Source organism: Sphingopyxis sp. EU05-FHT14B03 (assembly GCF_058790875.1).
The window spans coordinates 56,493-73,426 of sequence record NZ_JBYTDC010000003.1 but is presented as its reverse complement, the minus strand read 5'-3'; the positions used below and the strand labels follow the sequence as shown (position 1 = coordinate 73,426).

The 16,934-nt window shown below is 67.0% G+C and carries 19 protein-coding genes; 13 read left to right on the top strand and 6 right to left on the bottom strand.

The genetic code is table 11. From position 1 onward, the window contains the following. Positions 1–45: 45 nt before the first annotated feature. Positions 46–909 (top strand): S-formylglutathione hydrolase, encoded by an 864-nt coding sequence (gene fghA, locus AC3WS4_RS16800; RefSeq protein WP_492736747.1) that lies wholly within the window; start codon positions 46–48, stop codon positions 907–909. Between the two features lie 91 nt (positions 910–1,000). Here the strand turns inward: fghA and AC3WS4_RS16795 are convergent, their stop codons facing one another. The 5 genes from AC3WS4_RS16795 to AC3WS4_RS16775 all read right to left on the bottom strand — a co-directional run bounded on the left by AC3WS4_RS16795 (position 1,001) and on the right by AC3WS4_RS16775 (position 5,971). Next, positions 1,001–1,978, bottom strand: coding sequence for a quinone oxidoreductase family protein (locus tag AC3WS4_RS16795; protein WP_492736745.1), 978 nt, complete (start codon positions 1,976–1,978; stop codon positions 1,001–1,003). Positions 1,979–2,160: 182 nt separating this feature from the next. After that, positions 2,161–4,005 carry a DEAD/DEAH box helicase gene (locus AC3WS4_RS16790; protein ID WP_492736743.1) on the bottom strand — a complete coding sequence of 615 codons (1,845 nt, stop codon included), beginning with the start codon at positions 4,003–4,005 and terminating at the stop codon, positions 2,161–2,163. 128 nt (positions 4,006–4,133) lie between these two features. Further along, positions 4,134–5,312, bottom strand: a complete 1,179-nt coding sequence (locus AC3WS4_RS16785) for a BaiN/RdsA family NAD(P)/FAD-dependent oxidoreductase (protein WP_492736742.1) — start codon at positions 5,310–5,312, stop codon at positions 4,134–4,136. Between the two features lie 6 nt (positions 5,313–5,318). Continuing rightward, entirely contained in the window at positions 5,319–5,498 is a 180-nt protein-coding gene (locus AC3WS4_RS16780) for a hypothetical protein (RefSeq protein ID WP_492736740.1), read from the bottom strand. Further along, complete coding sequence (locus tag AC3WS4_RS16775; protein WP_492736739.1) at positions 5,495–5,971, bottom strand: GreA/GreB family elongation factor; 477 nt, start codon at positions 5,969–5,971, stop codon at positions 5,495–5,497. The genes AC3WS4_RS16780 and AC3WS4_RS16775 overlap by 4 nt, the downstream gene beginning before the upstream one ends. A 159-nt stretch (positions 5,972–6,130) precedes the next feature. On the opposite strand from AC3WS4_RS16775, the gene AC3WS4_RS16770 reads away from it, so the two are divergent. Genes AC3WS4_RS16770 through AC3WS4_RS16735 form a run of 8 tightly spaced genes read left to right on the top strand, consistent with a single transcriptional unit; the run spans position 6,131 to position 11,222 of the window. Next, positions 6,131–6,427, top strand: coding sequence for a BufA1 family periplasmic bufferin-type metallophore (locus tag AC3WS4_RS16770; RefSeq protein WP_492736737.1), 297 nt, complete (start codon positions 6,131–6,133; stop codon positions 6,425–6,427). A gap of 11 nt (positions 6,428–6,438) precedes the next feature. After that, positions 6,439–7,308 (top strand): MNIO family bufferin maturase, encoded by an 870-nt coding sequence (bufB, locus tag AC3WS4_RS16765; protein ID WP_492736736.1) that lies wholly within the window; start codon positions 6,439–6,441, stop codon positions 7,306–7,308. Beyond that, positions 7,301–8,023, top strand: a complete 723-nt coding sequence (locus AC3WS4_RS16760) for an HvfC/BufC family peptide modification chaperone (RefSeq protein WP_492736734.1) — start codon at positions 7,301–7,303, stop codon at positions 8,021–8,023. Before bufB ends, AC3WS4_RS16760 begins: the two co-directional genes overlap by 8 nt. Then, positions 8,011–8,469 (top strand): DoxX family protein, encoded by a 459-nt coding sequence (locus AC3WS4_RS16755; protein WP_187140911.1) that lies wholly within the window; start codon positions 8,011–8,013, stop codon positions 8,467–8,469. The genes AC3WS4_RS16760 and AC3WS4_RS16755 overlap by 13 nt, the downstream gene beginning before the upstream one ends. Continuing rightward, positions 8,466–8,987: a sigma-70 family RNA polymerase sigma factor gene (locus AC3WS4_RS16750; RefSeq protein ID WP_492736731.1), complete on the top strand. Its 522-nt coding sequence runs from the start codon at positions 8,466–8,468 to the stop codon at positions 8,985–8,987. The genes AC3WS4_RS16755 and AC3WS4_RS16750 overlap by 4 nt, the downstream gene beginning before the upstream one ends. Before the next feature lies 1 nt (position 8,988). Beyond that, a complete protein-coding gene (locus AC3WS4_RS16745) occupies positions 8,989–9,639 on the top strand; it encodes an NrsF family protein (protein WP_492736730.1) in 651 nt (216 codons plus the stop codon). Positions 9,640–9,697: 58 nt separating this feature from the next. Next, entirely contained in the window at positions 9,698–10,468 is a 771-nt protein-coding gene (locus AC3WS4_RS16740; protein ID WP_492736728.1) for a head GIN domain-containing protein, read from the top strand. A 43-nt stretch (positions 10,469–10,511) separates the two neighbouring features. Further along, on the top strand, positions 10,512–11,222 hold the full coding sequence (locus AC3WS4_RS16735) for a GIN domain-containing protein (RefSeq protein WP_492736726.1): 711 nt from the start codon (positions 10,512–10,514) through the stop codon (positions 11,220–11,222). A gap of 33 nt (positions 11,223–11,255) precedes the next feature. Here AC3WS4_RS16735 and AC3WS4_RS16730 read toward each other — a convergent pair whose 3' ends face one another. Further along, positions 11,256–12,059: an SDR family oxidoreductase gene (locus AC3WS4_RS16730; protein WP_492736724.1), complete on the bottom strand. Its 804-nt coding sequence runs from the start codon at positions 12,057–12,059 to the stop codon at positions 11,256–11,258. A 158-nt stretch (positions 12,060–12,217) separates the two neighbouring features. On the opposite strand from AC3WS4_RS16730, the gene AC3WS4_RS16725 reads away from it, so the two are divergent. The 4 genes from AC3WS4_RS16725 to AC3WS4_RS16710 all read left to right on the top strand — a co-directional run bounded on the left by AC3WS4_RS16725 (position 12,218) and on the right by AC3WS4_RS16710 (position 16,816). Further along, positions 12,218–13,258 carry a TonB family protein gene (locus AC3WS4_RS16725; RefSeq protein WP_492736722.1) on the top strand — a complete coding sequence of 347 codons (1,041 nt, stop codon included), beginning with the start codon at positions 12,218–12,220 and terminating at the stop codon, positions 13,256–13,258. A 117-nt stretch (positions 13,259–13,375) separates the two neighbouring features. Continuing rightward, positions 13,376–13,621 carry a hypothetical protein gene (locus AC3WS4_RS16720; protein ID WP_235535621.1) on the top strand — a complete coding sequence of 82 codons (246 nt, stop codon included), beginning with the start codon at positions 13,376–13,378 and terminating at the stop codon, positions 13,619–13,621. 115 nt (positions 13,622–13,736) lie between these two features. Next, on the top strand, positions 13,737–16,472 hold the full coding sequence (gene secA / locus AC3WS4_RS16715; RefSeq protein WP_056346314.1) for a preprotein translocase subunit SecA: 2,736 nt from the start codon (positions 13,737–13,739) through the stop codon (positions 16,470–16,472). Then, entirely contained in the window at positions 16,472–16,816 is a 345-nt protein-coding gene (locus tag AC3WS4_RS16710; RefSeq protein ID WP_492736720.1) for a winged helix-turn-helix domain-containing protein, read from the top strand. The genes secA and AC3WS4_RS16710 overlap by 1 nt, the downstream gene beginning before the upstream one ends. The last annotated feature ends 118 nt before the right edge of the window (positions 16,817–16,934 follow it).

Below are 16,934 nucleotides of genomic sequence, written 5' to 3'. Positions count from 1 at the left end.
GGCCAGCATGAACTAGGCTCGCGAAAAGACAAGCAGGACAAAGATATGACCATCGAAACCCTCTCCTCTGTCCGCAGCCATGGCGGCACGCAGGGTGTGTACAAACATGCCAGCACCACGACGGGCACCGACATGACCTTGGCGGTCTTCATTCCCGATCATGCCGAGGGCGCGAAGCTGCCGGTGCTCTGGTATCTGTCGGGGCTGACCTGCACCCACGCCAATGTGATGGAAAAGGGCGAATATCGCGCCGCCTGCACCGAACATGGCGTGATCTTCATCGCCCCCGATACGAGCCCGCGCGGGCCCGATTCGAACGGAAACGCCGTGCCCGACGATCCCGAGGGAGCGTGGGACTTCGGGCTCGGTGCGGGCTTCTATGTCGATGCGACCGAGGAGCCCTGGGCGCAACATTATCGGATGCGCTCGTACATCGAGGACGAACTGCCTTCGCTGGTGCTGCGCAATTTTCCGGCCGCCGACCTGACGCGGCAGGCGATCACCGGCCATTCGATGGGCGGGCATGGCGCGCTGACCATCGGGCTGCGCAATCAGGACCGGTTCCGCTCGGTCTCGGCCTTCTCGCCCATCGTCGCGCCGCTGCAATGCCCGTGGGGCGAAAAGGCGCTGTCGAACTATCTCGGCGACGCGCGCGAGGACTGGCACGCCTATGACGCCTGTGCGCTGCTCGATCAGGGGCTGCGCGTCCCCGACCTGCTGGTGGATCAGGGCGATGCCGACAATTTTCTCGTCGAACAGCTCAAGACCGAATTGCTGGTCGATGCCTGCGAGCGCAACGGGCAAAAGGCCGAGATCCGGATGCAGCCTGGGTATGACCACAGCTATTATTTCATCTCGACCTTTCTGGCCGAGCATGTCGCCTGGCATGCGGAGCGGTTGAAGGGGTAACCGTCGCCCCTGCGAAGGCGGGGGCCGCTAGCCATTTACGCAGCCGCGCTGGGCAAGGCCGCCAGCGGCCCCCGCCTTCGCGGGGGCGACGTCACGGAATCAGCACCGTCGACCCCGTCGTCCGCCCGGCCTGCAAGTCCGCATGCGCGCGCGCCGCGTCCTGCAACCCGTAGCGCTGGCCCACGGTGATCTTCACCGCGCCGCTTTCGATCATGTCGAACACCCGCGCGGCACCCGCGGCGCGTTCGCCGGGGTGGAGGTAATAGTCGAACAGGGTCGGTCGGGTCACGAATTGCGAGCCATGCTGCGCGAGGATGCCGAGGTTGACGCCGGTCACCGGGCCGCCGGCATTGCCATAGCTGACGATCAGTCCGCGCCGCGCGGTGGCCTTGAGCGATACCTCCCACGTCGCCATGCCGATGCCGTCGAAGGTCACCGGCACGCCCTGGCCGTCGGTCAGTTCGCGAACATGCGCCGCGACATCGTCGGATTTGTACAGCAGGACATGGTCGACGCCCGCTTCGCGCGCCGCCTGCGCCTTGGCCTCGGTGCTGACGGTGCCGATCACCGTCGCGCCGACCGCCTTCAGCCATTGGACGAGGATCAGCCCGACCCCGCCCGCAGCGGCATGGACGAGCACCGGCCAGCCCGCCTCGACCTTGGCGCAGCGTTCGATCAGCATCTCGACGGTGCAGGCCTTGAGCAGGCCCGCTGCGGCGGTTTCGTCGTCGATGCCCGGCGGCAGCTTGAACAACGACGCAGCGGGGAGGAGACGGGCGCTGGAATAGGCGTTGCGATCGGGGCCGAAGGTCGCGACGCGGTCGCCGGGCTGGAGGCCGAGCACGCCTTCGCCGACGGCGATGATTTCACCGGCCGATTCGACGCCGAGACCGCTGGGTAGCGCGATCGGATAGGTGCCGTCGCGGTGATAGGTGTCGAGATAGTTGAGCCCGACCGCGGTCTGGCGCAGCAGCACCTGGCCCGGCCCGGGTTCGCCGAGCGTCACCTCACGCCAGTCGATGACTTCGGGGCCGCCTTGGCGTTCGATAAAGGCTTGGGTTGCTTGCATGCGCCGCTCTCCTGCTGTCCCGTCCATCTGGTGGGCGGGGCGCGGGAGCGCAAGGGCAGTCGTTCATCACCATCGTCATTGCGAGGAGCCGAAGGCGACGCGGCAATCCAGAGCGGTACAGGGCCGCCCCTGATTGCTTCGCTACGCTCGCAATGACGATGTTTTAGATCATAGCCTGCCGCTTACTTCGACGGGCGGCGCGGGCTGCGCTGGCCGAAGGGCTTGGGCTTGTAGCGTTCGGTGTTGCCGCCGGGGCCGCCCGGACCACGCGGTCCGCGGGGACCCGATCGATCGCCGCCGGGGGCACGACCAAGCGTCGCGCGCGGTGCCCGGTCGCCCGATCCCTTGTCGCGGCGCGGCGGGTAGGTCGGGCCGTCGGGCGCGGGGGTGATCGCGACGCCGCTGTCGTCCTCGCCATCCTCGTTGGCGCTGCGCACCACCGCTTCTGCGAAGCGGTCGGCGATCGCGCGGGGGATGTTGAACATCGTTTCCTTCGGCCCGATACGGATCGCGCCGATCTCGCCCTTGGTCACATGACCGCGGCGGCATAGCAACGGCAGGATCCAGCGCGGGTCGGCGTTCTGGTGGCGGCCGATGTTGAGGCGGAACCAGACGCTATCCTCGAACCCTTCGCGGCGGTCGCCGCCGCCTTCGCCGCGATCGGGACGCTCGAACCGCTCGCCGCGTTCGGGGCGGCCGGCGCTGTCGCGGCCGCGCGCGCTGTTGTCGATCAGATCCTCGGGCGCTGGCATCAGCGCGCGGTGAGCGCGGACGAGCGACGCGGCGATGTCCTCGGGCGAGCGTTCGGCCATCAGGCGCTGCGCGAGTTCGATATCCTCGGGCTCATGCTCGACCGGGGCGAGCAATTTCTCGATCAGCCGTTCCTGATCCTTCAGGCGGACATCGGCGGCGGTCGGCGCTTCCATCCACTCGGCGTTGATCCGCGCGCCGCGCAGCATGCCGTCGACGCGGCGACGACGCGGATAGGGAACGATGATGACTGCGGTGCCCTTTTTGCCCGCGCGGCCGGTGCGGCCGGAGCGGTGCTGGAGGGTTTCGGCGTCGCGCGGGATTTCGACGTGGATCACCAGCGACAGGCTGGGCAAGTCGATCCCGCGTGCGGCGACGTCGGTCGCGACGCAGACCTTGGCGCGGCGATCGCGCAGCGCCTGCAGCGCGGCGTTGCGTTCGTTCTGGCTATGCTCGCCCGACAGCGCGACGACGGCGAAACCGCGATCGGTCAGGCTGGCGTGGAGGCGGCGGACATTGTCGCGCGTGGCGCAGAACAGCATCGCGGTTTCGGCGTCGTGGAGGCGCAGCAGGTTGATCACCGCGCCCTCGATATCGGCGGGGGCAACGGTCACCGCCTGATAGCTGATGTCGCCGTGACCGCGATCCTCGCCCACGGTCGAGATACGCAGTGCGTCGCGCTGATAGCGCTTCGCCATGTTCGCGATCGGCTTGGGGATGGTCGCCGAGAACATCAGGGTGCGGCGCGTCTCGGGGGTCGCGTCGAGGATTTCTTCCAGGTCTTCGCGAAAGCCCATATCGAGCATTTCGTCGGCCTCATCGAGCACCGCGACGCGCAGCGCGGTGAGGTCGAGCGCGCCGCGTTCGAGATGGTCGCGCAGGCGGCCGGGGGTCCCGACGACGATCTGCACACCCTGGTTCAGCGTGCGGCGTTCCTTGCTGGCGTCCATGCCGCCGACGCAGGTCGCGATGCGCGCGCCGGCCTTGGCATAGAGCCAGCTGAGTTCACGGCTGACCTGCATCGCGAGTTCGCGGGTCGGGGCGATGATCAGCGCAAGCGGCGAGGTCGCGAAGGGCAGGCGACCGTCCTCGATCAACTGGTCGGCCATCGCGAGGCCGAAGGCGACGGTCTTGCCGGAGCCGGTCTGCGCCGAGACCAGCAGGTCGCGGCCAACCGCTTCGGGTTCGACGACGTGGGTCTGGACGGGGGTGAGATTTTCGTAACCGCGCGCGGTCAGAGCGTCCGCAAGGACGGGAGACATCGTTTCGAAAGGCATTATTGTTCTTCTTATCCTGTGCGGCGATATGCCGTTTTCCTGGGTATCCTCGCCGCCATCAGGCAATTGATGCAAAGCGGCCGGGCCATCGCCCAGCCAGCATCCCGAGGAATATTCTTGGTTTTTTCCTAGAGCGCCTGTCCGGCAGCGTGTCCGCTGGCCCAGGCCCATTGAAAATTATAGCCGCCCAGCCACCCGGTGACGTCAACGGCTTCGCCGATCGCATAGAGGTTTTGGGTGCTTTTGGCCATCATTGTTTGCGACGACAGCCCGGCGGTTGCGATTCCGCCGATCGTGACCTCCGCTTTGGCGAAACCTTCGGTGCCGTTGGGGCGGAATGCCCAGCTTGCCAGACGCGTCTCGGCGTCGGCCAGTTTGCGATCGGTCAAGGCGCCGAGTTCGCCGGGCAGCGCCAGCCGGTCGGCAAGGGTTTCGGCGAGACGGTCAGGAAGGTGGGCGCCGAGCGCTGCGCGTAAGGTGGCGCGCGGGCGGCTGCGTTTGGCGTCGGTGAGCCAGCCTTGTGGGGCGCCCGGCAGGAAGTCGATCGTCACCGGCTCGCCGTGCCGCCAATAGCTGCTGACCTGCAGGATCGCGGGGCCGGAGAGGCCCTTGTGGGTGAACAGCGCCGCCTCGCGGAACGCCGCCTTGCCCGCACGCGCCTCGACCGGGGCGGCGATGCCCGAGAGGGTGCGGAACAGCACATCGTCGCCGCCGAGCGTCAGCGGGACGAGCGCGGGGCGGGGTTCGACGACTTTCAGGCCGAACTGGCGCGCGAGGTCGTAGGCGAAGCCGGTGGCGCCCATCTTGGGGATCGAGGGGCCGCCGGTGGCGATGACGAGGGCGGGCGCGGAGAAATGGAAGTTGCCGAAAGTGCCGCGGAAAATGCCGTCGCTATGCTCGACCCGTCTTACAGGTTCGCCGCAGCGGACGTCGACGCCGCCCTTGGCGCACTCCGCCAGCAGCATCGCGACGATCTGTTTCGCCGAGCCGTCGCAGAACAGCTGGCCGAGGGTTTTTTCATGATAAGCAATGCCATAGGCATCGACCAGCGCGATGAAATCGGCAGGGGTGTAGCGCGCGAGCGCCGATTTGGCGAAATGCGGGTTCGCCGAGATATAGCGGTCGGCGCTGGTATGGATGTTGGTGAAGTTGCACCGGCCGCCGCCCGAAATGAGGATTTTCTTGCCGACCGCATCGGCATGGTCGAGCAGCAGCACGCGCTTGCCGCGCTGCCCCGCGACCGCGGCGCACATCAGCCCGGCCGCGCCGGCGCCCAGCACGACGGCATCATAGTTGGCGGCGGACATGGCGGATCAGTGCAGCTTGGCGATCGGCAGGCCGTCGGCCTTGGCGCGGGTCTTCACCGATTCCTCGCTGCGGGTCAGCGCTTTGGCGATGGCCTTCAAGGCCATGCCCTTCTTTGCCAGCGTGTGCAGCTTGTCGATCTCGGCTGCGGTCCACGGCTGTTTGTGGCGTTCGAACTTGTCTTTCATGCCCATGTCTCCGGATCGGTCGCGGCGGCGATGATCGTCAATGCGTCCTCGCGGCCCTGATACTCGAGCGTCTCGCCAACTTCTGCGCCCATCAGCGCGCGCGCGATGGGCGCCGAAAAGGCGATGGTGCCCTGCGCCGGGTCGGCCTCGTCATGGCCGACGATGGTCAGCGTGCGTTCGTTGCCGTTCAGCGCGAAAATCACCCTGCTGCCGATGCCGACGACATCGTCGGCGGGCGCGGGCTGCACCTCGGCGGTCGACTGGCGGGTGTGGACATAGCGTTGCCGACGCAGCAATTTCTTGCGCGCTTCCTCTGCGGTCGCGCCCGCGATCGCATCCGCGAGCCGCGCCGCTTCCTCGCCGAGCAGCCGCAAGCCGCGCGGCGTGACCAGGTTCGGGCCGACCGGGATCGGCCATTCGAACGCGGGTTCCATATGCTCGTCGTCGCTTTCGCGACGGAATGCGACGCTCATCGTCAGTCTCTCTGGTCCAGGGGGAAGGGCGCCTTTGCCCCACGAAGGTGGCGACAAGATGGCGCGAAATTCCGGCGCGGGCGTAACCGGGCGCGGGGGTCTTGCGAAGAGCAGCATGATGCCATCCCCCGCATCAAGGGTTCAAACGGAGTATCCAGCATGTCGAACAGCCTCAAACTCTCGCTCGCCGCCTCGGCTATCCTCGCCATGGCGGCTGGCGCCACGCTTTCGGGGCCCGCCTTCGCCGCCGATGGCGCCAAGGAAAAATGCTATGGCGTCGCGCTGAAGGGCAAGAACGACTGCGCTGCCGGCCCGGGCACGAGCTGCGCCGGCACCTCGACCGTCGATTATCAGGGCAATGCCTGGAAGAATGTCCCCAAGGGCAGTTGCGTGAAGATGGGCGGCACGCTGGCCGCGCACAAGGGCAACGCCAAACCGGTCGCCAGCAAGGGCTGACCGGTCCGATCATGACACCCCCCCGCTCGTTCCGCGACCTGCCGCGACGCGCCGGCTTCGGGCTCAAGCCCGAGCATTATGCCGATGTGCTGGCGGCGGCGGAGCGGGCGACCCTGCCCGCCTGGGCCGAAATCCACCCCCAAAATTATTTCGGCGCAGGCGGGCCTCCGCATCGCTGGCTGACCGCGATTGCCGCGCATCTGCCGCTGAGTTTCCATTCGGTCGGGCTGTCGCTCGGCTCGGCGGCGGGCGTCGATGCGGACGAACTCGAAGCGCTTGCGTTGCTGTGCGACCGCTATCAACCGGCGATGGTGTCGGACCATCTGAGCTGGAGCAACGGCCCCGACGACAAATTTCCCGACCTGCTGCCGGTGCGGTACAGCCATGCCGCGCTGGACCATTTCGCCGTGCAGGTGGGCCGTGTGCAACAGCGGCTGCGCCGACCGATGCTGATCGAAAATCCCTCGCGCTATGTCGCCTATGCGGGTGACGACTGGTCGGAGGTCGATTTCCTTCACGAACTCTGCCGCCGCAGCGGCTGCGGGCTAATTCTCGATATCAACAATGTCGAGGTGTCGGCCTGTAATCTCGGACTCGATCCCGACGCCTGGCTCGCCGCCTTCGACCCCGCGCTGGTCGGCGAAATCCATGTCGCGGGCCATGCGGTCGAAGATGACGGGATGGGCGGGACGATCGCGATCGACGATCATGGTTCGGCGGTGCGGGTCAGCTGCTGGGACCGGCTCGCGACCTTCCTGCGCCGCGCCGGGCCGAAACCGGTGCTCGTCGAATGGGACAGCGATATCCCCGATTTCGCGACGCTGATGGCCGAAGTCGCGACCGCCGACACGTTGCTGACCGAAATGCGTGTCGATGCTTGAACGCGACCAAGCGGCGATCGCGGCGGCGCTGGTTGCAGGACCCGCGCATTTGCCGCCCGACCTGTTCGCGGGCGAATGGGCGCATGTGCTGCGCGCGATGACGGTGCACGCCAACAATATTTCGCACGCGCGACTCGTCGCGCTCGAAGACACATTCCCGCGTACCCGCGCCTGGCTGGGCGAGCCCGAATTCAACCGGCTGTCGCGCGATTTCGTCGAGCGTGGCGGAGCGAAGGGAAGGGCGCCTGCGCAGATCGGGGCGGGCTTCCCCGATTTCCTGACGCGCGAAAGCGGCGCGCTCGCGGCGGATATGGCGCGCGTCGAATGGGCTTGGCTTACCGCCTATCACGCCGCCGACGCCCCAGCGCTGACGCTCGCCGATCTCGCCGGGCAGGACGAGGCGAGCCTGCTGGCGCTGCCGGTGCGGCTTCATCCCGCTGCCATGACCGTGACGCTGGCGAGCGATGCCGCGCCGATCCTCGATCCCGATCTGCTCGCCGGCACCGCCGCGCTGCTGATCACCCGGCCAGAGGCAGAGGTGCGGCTGTTGCCCACGACGCTCGCGACCCTCGCCACGCTTGCGGTTGCACAAAAGATCACACCTCTCGGTAACCTGATCGAACGCCTTGCCGAACATCAGGACGGAGACGGCGCTGCCGTCGTGCCGCTGATCGCGGCGGGTGCATTGGAGAGGGTCCGACGATGGCGAAAATGATGACGCTGTACGACCGCGCGGTGAGCATCGCGGGCGCGCGCGTCCCGGAGGGCCTGGCGCTGTTGCTGTTGCGCGTCGCGCTGGCCGGGGTGTTCTGGCGTTCGGGCCGGACCAAGGTGGTCGAGGGCAGCTGGTTCCGGATCAACCCCGACACCTATGACCTGTTCCGCACCGAATTTTCCGGCCTGCCGCTCGCCCCGTCGATCGCGGTGCCGCTGACCAGCTTTGCCGAACATGTCTTTCCGATGCTGTTGCTGCTAGGGCTGGCGACGCGCTTTTCTGCGGGCGCGCTGTTGGTGATGACGCTGGTGATCCAGATTTTCGTCTTTCCCGATGCCTGGTGGCCGGTGCACAGCCTGTGGGCAGCGATGGCGGCTGTGCTGATCGTGCGCGGCGGCGGGCTGTTCTCGCTCGACGCGCTGGCGCTGAAGCTGCGCGGCCGGTGAGTATCGACGAACCGTCGCTGGCGCGGTTGATGGCGGCGTCGCAGCGCGGCGACCGCGCCGCCTATCGCGCGCTGCTGACCGATTGCCGGCGCTGGCTGGCGCGTTATTTCGCGCGCCGCATCGCGCCGCACCAGATCGACGATCTGGTGCAGGAAACCTTGGTGTCGATGCACCGCAAGCTCGATACTTGGGACAGCCGCCGCGCCTTCCTGCCCTGGCTCGCGGCGATCGCGCGCTATCGCTGGATCGATGCGCTGCGCCGCCAGCGCGATGCCGCCGAACTCCACGACGACGACGCCTTTGTCGACGCCGAGGACGAGGCGGTCCACGCGCGGCTCAGCCTCGACCGCATGCTGACGCAGCTGCCCGCGGGGCAGGCGCAGGCGATCACTTTGGTCAAGATCGAAGGCGTCTCGATCGCCGAGGCCGCGCAGATTTGCGGCCAGAGCGAATCGCTGGTCAAAGTGAATATCCATCGCGGGCTCAAGAAGCTGGCGCTCCTGATTGAAAGTGAATGAGATGACCGACGCATCGATCGACGAGCTGATCGACGGCCTGGCCGGCGACCTGCGGCCGGTGAAACCGCGCCGGATCGTGCGCGGCTCGCTCTGGGTTGCCGCGGGTTGGCTGGTCGGGGCCGCCGCCTTGTTGTGGCTGGCCGGGATGCGTCACGACCTTGCGGCGGGCACGATGATGCCCGCGTTGCCGCTGCTCGCCTTTTGGACGATCGTCGCGCTCGGTGTCGCGGCGGCGTGGAGTGCGCTGCGCATGGGGTTGCCCGGTGTCGGCCGCGATTACAGCGGCTGGCACTGGGCCGGGCTCGCCGCGCTGGCGCTGCCGGTCACCGCGATCGTTATCGGTTTCGGCGACCATCACGCCGCGATGGAGGCGGCGCGGCCCGAAAACGGCATGCGCTGCATGATCGAGGGCGTGGTGTCGGGGCTGGGCGTCGGCGTGGCGCTGTTCGCCTGGCTGAAGCGCGCCGCGCCGACCTCACCGACGCGTGCGGGCTGGGCGATCGGCATCGCCGCCGGGGCCGCCGGGGCGACGATCGTCGCGCTCCACTGCGCGTCGAACGACATGATGCATATCGCGCTGTGGCACGGCCTTGCGGTCGCGCTGTCGGGGGTCGCCGGGCGCATCCTGCTGGCGCCGCTGCTGCGCTGGTAGCATATGGACAGGTCCGAACCTGTGTGTTATTCATGCAATACACAAAGGAGATTGGACGATGCGGAACTGGACGATGGCGGCGCTGCCGCTGGGCTTGGCTCTAACCCTGTCGGTGACGGTGACCGCATGCAGCGGCACGGTGACGACCGAGAACAGCGACAAGGTCGAGACGCGTTCGAGCGACGCCGGCCCGCCGACGACGCAAAGCTATGCGCTCACCGGTTTCACCGAGGTCGAGGTGACCGGTCCCGATGATGTCACCATCCGCCAGGGCGACGCCTTTTCGATCACCGCCAAGGGGCCGAAGGCCGAGGTCGAGGAGCTCGAGATCAAGCTCGACGGCCCGACGCTGTCGGTCGGGCGCAAGCGCGAGGGGTTCAGTTTCCGCCGCGGCGACCATGACGGGGTCCAGATCGCGATCACCATGCCGCGGCTGAACACGGTGCGGCTGACCGGATCGGGGTCGGTCGATGCCGATGCCGTGGACGGCGACAAGGTCGAGGCGGCGCTGACCGGATCGGGCGACCTCAAGATCGCGAAGCTGACCGGAAAGAGCGCCGACCTGACCGTATCGGGGTCGGGCGACATCGGGATCGCGGGCGGCGCCATCACCTCGGGCGAGATCGGTGTCACCGGGTCGGGCGACGTCGACGCGGGCGGGCTGGTCGCGCAGACGCTCGACATTTCGGTCACCGGTTCGGGTAACGTCGGCGCGCAGGCGACCGGCAAGGCCGATATCCGTATCCTCGGTTCGGGTGACGTCGACCTGACGGGCGGCGCGACCTGTTCTACCAAGACCATGGGATCGGGCACCGCGACCTGCAAATGATCGGCCGCTGGCGCCGCCCGCCCGGACGGGGTAGGACGGCGCCATGGCTTCGATGATCCGATGCGCCGCGCTCGCGGCCTCCGCCCTGCTCGCCGTCGCCTCCGCATCGGCGGCGGAGAAGCGTTTCGGCCTGACCAGTTTCGAGGCGATCGAGGTCAATGCCGACGTCGTCGTCGAGGTGGTGACGCGCGCGCCGGTGGGCGCGGTGGCGAGCGGATCGCCCGACGCGCTCGACCGGCTGACCGTCGAGGCGCGCGACGGCAGGCTGATGGTCGGGCAGAAAATCTATGCCGGCGACGAGAATCGGCGCCAGCCGCTCGGCCCGCTGACGCTGCGCATCAACGCCGCGAACCTGCGGTCGGCGACGCTCGTCGGCGCAGGGTCGCTGCAGATCGACAAGCTCAAAGGCACAAGGGTGACGATCGGGCTGCGCGGGCCGGGGCGGCTCATCGTCGGCGCGGTGACCAGCGACCGGCTGGCGGTCGCGATGGTCGGCAACGGCACGATGACGCTGGGCGGCGCTGCCAAAACGGCGCAGATGTCGCTGTCGGGGGCGGGTGTGGTCGACGCGGGCGGCCTGACGGTCGACGAACTGATCACCGACAGCGAAGGCACCGGCGACCATGTCTTCAGCGCCGTGAAGAGCGCCGCGATCACGACGCGCGGGGTCGGCAGCACGGTGGTCCTCGGCAAGCCGGTGTGCACCGTGCGCAATGCCGGGACCGGGACGGTACGGTGCGGGGTCAAGAAATAAACGGTTCCCCTCCCGCTTGCGGGAGGAGAGGCGCTATTGCCCCGCCGCCCCCAGCCCGTCGATCTTCTTCGACTGCTTCGCGATCAGCCCGGGGAACCAGCGCGCGAGGCGCGACAGGCGCTTGGCCATCTTGCCGACGGTGACATGGACCTTGTCGCCATGCACCGCTTCCCACGCCGCTTCGCCGACGCGTTCGACGGGGACGATCTCGAACCCGCTCGACGACAGGCGGTCGCGTGCGGGTTCGTTGCTGTCGGCGCTGACCTGGTCGAGCAGGGGCGTGTCGATGAAGCCGGGCATCAGCGAGCGCACTTTGATGCCATATTTGGCGAATTCGATCTCGAGCGCTTCGGTCAATCCGCGCACCGCGAATTTGGTCGCCGAATAGATGGCGAGGCCCGCGACGCCATAGAAGCCCGAGGCCGAGCCGGTGTTGAGGATCGTCGATCCCGGCGTCGCGCGGAGCAGCGGCAAGGCGCTGTAGATGCCGTTGACGACGCCGCCGAAGTTGATCGCGATCAGCCGGTCGGCCTCGGCCGGCGGCATGTCGGCGAACTGGCCGCCGGTGCCGATGCCGGCATTGTTGAACAGCACGTCGAGGCGATCGCCGCTGGCCCTGGCGAAGTCGGCGAGCGCCGCCGCCCATTGGTCGCGGTCGCGCACGTCCATGATATGGCGCGACGAGGCGCCTTCGGGAAGCAGCGCGGCGGTCTCGTCGATCCCTTGCGCATTGACGTCGGCGATGCCGACGAACCAGCCCTGCGCGGCGAAATGGCGCGCGGTCGCGCGGCCGATGCCCGATCCGCCGCCGGTGATGAAAATCGCCTTCCTGCTCATCCGCGCCCTCTCCTTACATTCTTGTCAGCGGCAGATGATGCGATGCCGGCGGCGAGGTCAAGCGGCAATCGTGGCTTGGCAAGGCGGAGAGAGACTGGCAATCCGGTGCCTAGGGCAAATGGGGGTATGGCGTGCGAATTTTCCTGGGGGTTTTGACCATGTTGGCCGGCGCCGCCGCCGCGATCGCGGCACCGGGCGATGCGCCGCCGCTCGCGCGGATCACCGACCTGTCGGAGCCGCTGGCTCCTGCGGGCAACCCCGGAAGCTGGGCCACCAACGACGATTATCCGACCGGCGCGATGCTGGAGGGGCGCGAAGGGACGAGCGGGTTCCGCCTGACGATCGACAGCAGCGGCAAGCCGACGGCCTGCGAGATCGTCAGCCCGAGCGGTCATGCCGACCTCGACGCGGCGACGTGCCGGCTCGTCCTCGACCGGGCGCGCTTCAAGCCAGGTGCCGACGCGCGCGGCAAGCCGGTGGGCGGCACCTATAGCAACCGCATCCGCTGGCAGATTCCCGCCGGGCATCGCCATTTTCCCGACGGCGGCGGGGTGGGGCTGAACGCGATGCTCGAAGGCTGGCCGCGACCGGCGCTGCCGACGCCCGAAACGACGACGATCAAGCCCGCCGACCATTATCCGGCAGCCGCGCTCGCCGCGGGTGAAGAGGGCGAGGTGCGCATGATGCTGTCGGTCGATGCGGGCGGGGCGGTCACTGATTGCATGGTCACCGGCGGCAGCGGGTCGGACGATCTCGACAATGCGGCCTGCGCGCTGATGCGGCGCGAGGCGAAGTTCGTGCCGGCGCTGGACGGCAATGGAAAGCCGACGGCTGGCCGCTTCGTCATGGACTATCAGTGGAAGCTGCCTGTCGTCGCGACGCCGGACGAGGCCGAACTGGCCGACGCGCTGGGTGAACTGCCCAGGAAGCGGGTCCCGCAATTCCCGATGAGCGAACCCGCCACGGGTTCATTCTCGATCGTGATCAACGCCGACGGCAGCGTCGGCGCCTGCGATTTTGCGGTGAAGGGCGCCAATGCGGCGATGCCGCAGGGCGCCAATCTTTGCGACCTGCTGGGCGGCAAGAATCGCTATGCGCCGTTCCTCGACGCCGCGGGCAAGCCGGTCGCGCGGCGCATCGTCCTGACCACCGACCTTAGTATCGGCGACGTGCCGACGGTCGAGGCGACGACGAAGTGACACCGGCTAACCCCTAGACGTCGCGGGCCTTTCACCCTATGTTCAGCATCCAGCGTGCTATAAACCGCGCACTGGACGAAAAAGGGGCTTATTTCTTTGCGTTTGTTGCTGACCCTGTTGGCTTTGCTTACCGGACTCGCCGGCGCCGATCGCGCTATGGCGGCGCCCGCGACGCCGGCTGCGATGGGGTCGATGCTGTTGCTTGCCGAAAGCGGGCAACAGAGCGAAACGACCGACAATGATCGCCGCCCCGTCACCACGACGCCGCCCCGGCGGACCGTCACCTCGGGACGCAAGCCGCGCAAGACCGCGCCGCCGCACCTTCCCGGCCTGCTCATCGGCAGCGACCGCGCGCTCGAATAGCGTCTGACCTCCGGGCGCTTCGGCGCCCGACGCCTATTGCGGCCGAGCGTTTGACGCGCGGCCGGACGACCGCAGCTGCGGTCCGCCCCTTCATCATATCCCAAGGAAATCCGCTATGTTCGGCAGCATTGCCAAGAGCCTGTTCGGCTCGTCCAACGACCGTTATGTCAATTCGATCCGCAAGATCGTCGACAAGGTCAATGCCTTCGAACCGACGATGCAGTCGTTCGACGATGCCACGCTGCAGGCACAGACCCAGAAATTCCGCGACCGGCTCGAAGCCGGCGAGACGCTCGACGACATCCTGCCCGAAGCCTTTGCCACGGTGCGCGAGGCGGCGGTCCGCACGCTCGGCATGCGCCACTTCGACGTCCAGTTGGTCGGCGGCGTCGTCCTCCACCGCGGCGAGATCGCCGAAATGGCGACCGGCGAAGGCAAGACGCTGATGGCGACGCTGCCCTGCTATCTCAACGCGCTCGAGGGCAAGGGCGTCCACGTCGTGACCGTCAACGACTATCTGGCGACGCGCGATGCCGAATGGATGGGCACCGTCTACAGCTTCCTCGGCCTGACCACCGGGATCATCGTCCCCAACCTCAACGAAATGCAGCGCCGCGACGCCTATAACAGCGACATCACCTATGCGACGAACAACGAACTCGGCTTCGATTATCTGCGCGACAATATGAAGTTCGACCGCCAGCAGATGGTCCACCGCACCTTCAACTTCGGCATCGTCGACGAGGTCGATTCGATCCTGATCGACGAGGCGCGCACGCCGCTGATCATCTCGGGCCCGACCGACGACAAGTCCGAACTCTATATCCGCGTCAACGAGGTGGTCCACCAGCTCGTCGAGGACGACTATGAAAAGGACGAAAAGTCCAAGTCGATCAGCCTGACCGAGGACGGCACCGAGCATGTCGAGCGCCTGCTCGAGGCCGCGGGCCTGCTCCAGGGCAGCAACCTCTACGACATCGAAAACACCCAGGTCGTCCATCACGTCAATCAGGCGCTGAAGGCGATCATCATGTTCCGCATCGACACCGACTATATCGTCAAGGACGGCAAGGTCGTGATCATCGACGAATTCACCGGCCGCATGATGGACGGACGCCGCTGGTCCGACGGCCTGCACCAGGCGGTCGAGGCGAAGGAAGGGGTGCAGATCGAGCCCGAGAACCAGACCCTTGCGTCGATCACCTTCCAGAATTATTTCCGCATGTATCCGAAGCTCAGCGGCATGACCGGCACCGCATCGACCGAAGCCGCCGAATTCTTCGACATCTACAAGATGAACTGCGTCACCATCCCGACCAACCGCCCGATCGCGCGGCAGGACGACGAGGACGAATTCTACAAGAATATCACCGACAAGTTCGGCGCCATCGCTAAGACGATCCGCGAAGCGAACGAGCGCGGCCAGCCGGTGCTGGTCGGCACCGTGTCGATCGAAAAGTCGGAACTTTTGTCCTCCTATCTCGAAAAGGAAGGCGTGCCGCACAGCGTCCTCAACGCGCGTTTCCATGAGAGCGAGGCGCATATCGTCGCGCAGGCGGGCCGCACCGGCGCGGTGACCATCGCGACCAACATGGCGGGCCGCGGCACCGACATCAAACTGGGCGGCAACGAAGAATTCCGCATCGACGACGAACTCAAGGACCTGCCCGAAGGTCCCGAGCGCGACGCCGGCATCGCGCGCATCCAGGCCGAGGTCGCCGCCGAGCGCGAGGCGGTGAAGGCCGCGGGCGGACTGTTCGTGCTCGCGACCGAACGCCACGAAAGCCGCCGCATCGACAACCAGCTGCGCGGCCGTTCGGGGCGTCAGGGCGACCCGGGCCTGTCGAAATTCTACCTCTGCCTCGACGACGATCTGCTGCGCATCTTCGGCCCCGACACGCTCTTTTCCAAGATGATGAACAAGAATCTCGAGGATGGCGAAGCGATCGGGTCGAAATGGCTGTCGAAGGCGATCGAGACCGCGCAGAAGAAGGTCGAGGCGCGCAACTACGACATTCGCAAACAGGTCGTCGAATATGACAACGTCATGAACGACCAGCGCAAGGTCATCTATGAACAGCGCGGCGAGATCATCGACAGCGAGACCGTCGACGAAGTGATGTACGCGATGCGCGCCGAGACGGTGAACGCGATCGTCGCCGATGCGTGCCCGCCGGGCAGCTATCCCGAACAGTGGAATGTCGAGGGCATGAAGGAACGCGCGCTGAACGTGCTCGACCTCGACCTGCCGATCGAGGCGTGGATGGAGGAAGATGCGGTCGACCCCGAGGTGTTCGAGGAACGCATCCAGGAACGCGCCGACGCCACCGCGGCCGAAAAGGCGGCGCTGGTCGATGCCGACACCTGGAAGAGCATCGAGAAATCGGTGCTGTTGCAGACCCTCGACCATCAATGGAAAGAGCATCTGGCGACCCTCGACGCGCTGCGCCAGGTCGTCTTCCTGCGCGCCTATGCGCAGAAACAGCCGATCAACGAATATAAGCAGGAGGCGTTCGCATTGTTCGAACGCATGCTGTCGACGATCCGCGAGGATGTGACGCGTACGATCGCGCGGATCGACCTGCGCTTCGAAGAACCCGAACCGATGCCGCTGCCCGACCTGCCCGATTTCCTGACGACGCACATCGACCCGTTCACCGGCGACGACAACAGCGCCGATATCGACGGCGGTTCGTTCGGGGCGATCGCCAATACGCTGCCGCCGATGCAGATTCCGCGCCCCGACCTGCCGCAGGGGGAAAACCCCTATGCGGAACTGGAAATCAGCCGCAATTCGCCATGTCCTTGCGGATCGGGCCGCAAGTACAAGCACTGCCACGGCGCACTGTGATGGCGGACGCCGGCCGGATCGAGCTTCGGCTGCGCATCCGGCTCGGCGACGCCATCGCGATGGGGCCGGGCAAGGCCGACCTGCTGGGCGCGATCGACGCGCACGGATCGATCTCGGCCGCGGCGCGCGCGATCGGCATGAGCTATCGCCGCGCCTGGCTGCTCGTCGAGGAAATGAACGCCTGCTTCGCGGCGCCATTGGTCGAAACGCGGCCGGGCGCGGGCGCGCAGGTGAGCGAGGGCGCGCGGGCTGTGCTGGCTGCATATCGGCGGGCCGAGGCGGCGGCGGTCGAGGCGGCCGAGCGCGAGCTGGCGGCGGTCGGCGAGTTGCTCAAGCCGGAGTGACGACGGGATTGGGGGTAGGAGGCGAAAAATTCGCAGCATCTCCCGTTCGTGTCGAGCGAAGTCGAGACACCCCGAAGGCAAGTGCTTTTGATGGGTGTCTCGACTTCGCTCGACACGA

Bases quoted from the DNA above. Each gene is read 5' to 3' on its own strand.
- fghA (WP_492736747.1), top strand. From the start codon at position 46: ATGACCATCGAAACCCTCTCCTCTGTCCGCAGCCATGGCGGCACGCAG.
- bufB (WP_492736736.1), top strand. From the start codon at position 6,439: ATGACACCCCCCCGCTCGTTCCGCGACCTGCCGCGACGCGCCGGCTTC.
- AC3WS4_RS16770 (WP_492736737.1), top strand. From the start codon at position 6,131: ATGTCGAACAGCCTCAAACTCTCGCTCGCCGCCTCGGCTATCCTCGCC.
- AC3WS4_RS16755 (WP_187140911.1), top strand. From the start codon at position 8,011: ATGGCGAAAATGATGACGCTGTACGACCGCGCGGTGAGCATCGCGGGC.
- AC3WS4_RS16710 (WP_492736720.1), top strand. From the start codon at position 16,472: ATGGCGGACGCCGGCCGGATCGAGCTTCGGCTGCGCATCCGGCTCGGC.
- AC3WS4_RS16780 (WP_492736740.1), bottom strand. From the start codon at position 5,498: ATGAAAGACAAGTTCGAACGCCACAAACAGCCGTGGACCGCAGCCGAG.
- AC3WS4_RS16725 (WP_492736722.1), top strand. From the start codon at position 12,218: ATGTTGGCCGGCGCCGCCGCCGCGATCGCGGCACCGGGCGATGCGCCG.
- AC3WS4_RS16740 (WP_492736728.1), top strand. From the start codon at position 9,698: ATGCGGAACTGGACGATGGCGGCGCTGCCGCTGGGCTTGGCTCTAACC.
- AC3WS4_RS16745 (WP_492736730.1), top strand. From the start codon at position 8,989: ATGACCGACGCATCGATCGACGAGCTGATCGACGGCCTGGCCGGCGAC.
- AC3WS4_RS16790 (WP_492736743.1), bottom strand. From the start codon at position 4,005: ATGCCTTTCGAAACGATGTCTCCCGTCCTTGCGGACGCTCTGACCGCG.
- AC3WS4_RS16775 (WP_492736739.1), bottom strand. From the start codon at position 5,971: ATGAGCGTCGCATTCCGTCGCGAAAGCGACGACGAGCATATGGAACCC.
- AC3WS4_RS16760 (WP_492736734.1), top strand. From the start codon at position 7,301: ATGCTTGAACGCGACCAAGCGGCGATCGCGGCGGCGCTGGTTGCAGGA.
- AC3WS4_RS16785 (WP_492736742.1), bottom strand. From the start codon at position 5,312: ATGTCCGCCGCCAACTATGATGCCGTCGTGCTGGGCGCCGGCGCGGCC.
- AC3WS4_RS16795 (WP_492736745.1), bottom strand. From the start codon at position 1,978: ATGCAAGCAACCCAAGCCTTTATCGAACGCCAAGGCGGCCCCGAAGTC.
- AC3WS4_RS16730 (WP_492736724.1), bottom strand. From the start codon at position 12,059: ATGAGCAGGAAGGCGATTTTCATCACCGGCGGCGGATCGGGCATCGGC.
- secA (WP_056346314.1), top strand. From the start codon at position 13,737: ATGTTCGGCAGCATTGCCAAGAGCCTGTTCGGCTCGTCCAACGACCGT.
- AC3WS4_RS16735 (WP_492736726.1), top strand. From the start codon at position 10,512: ATGGCTTCGATGATCCGATGCGCCGCGCTCGCGGCCTCCGCCCTGCTC.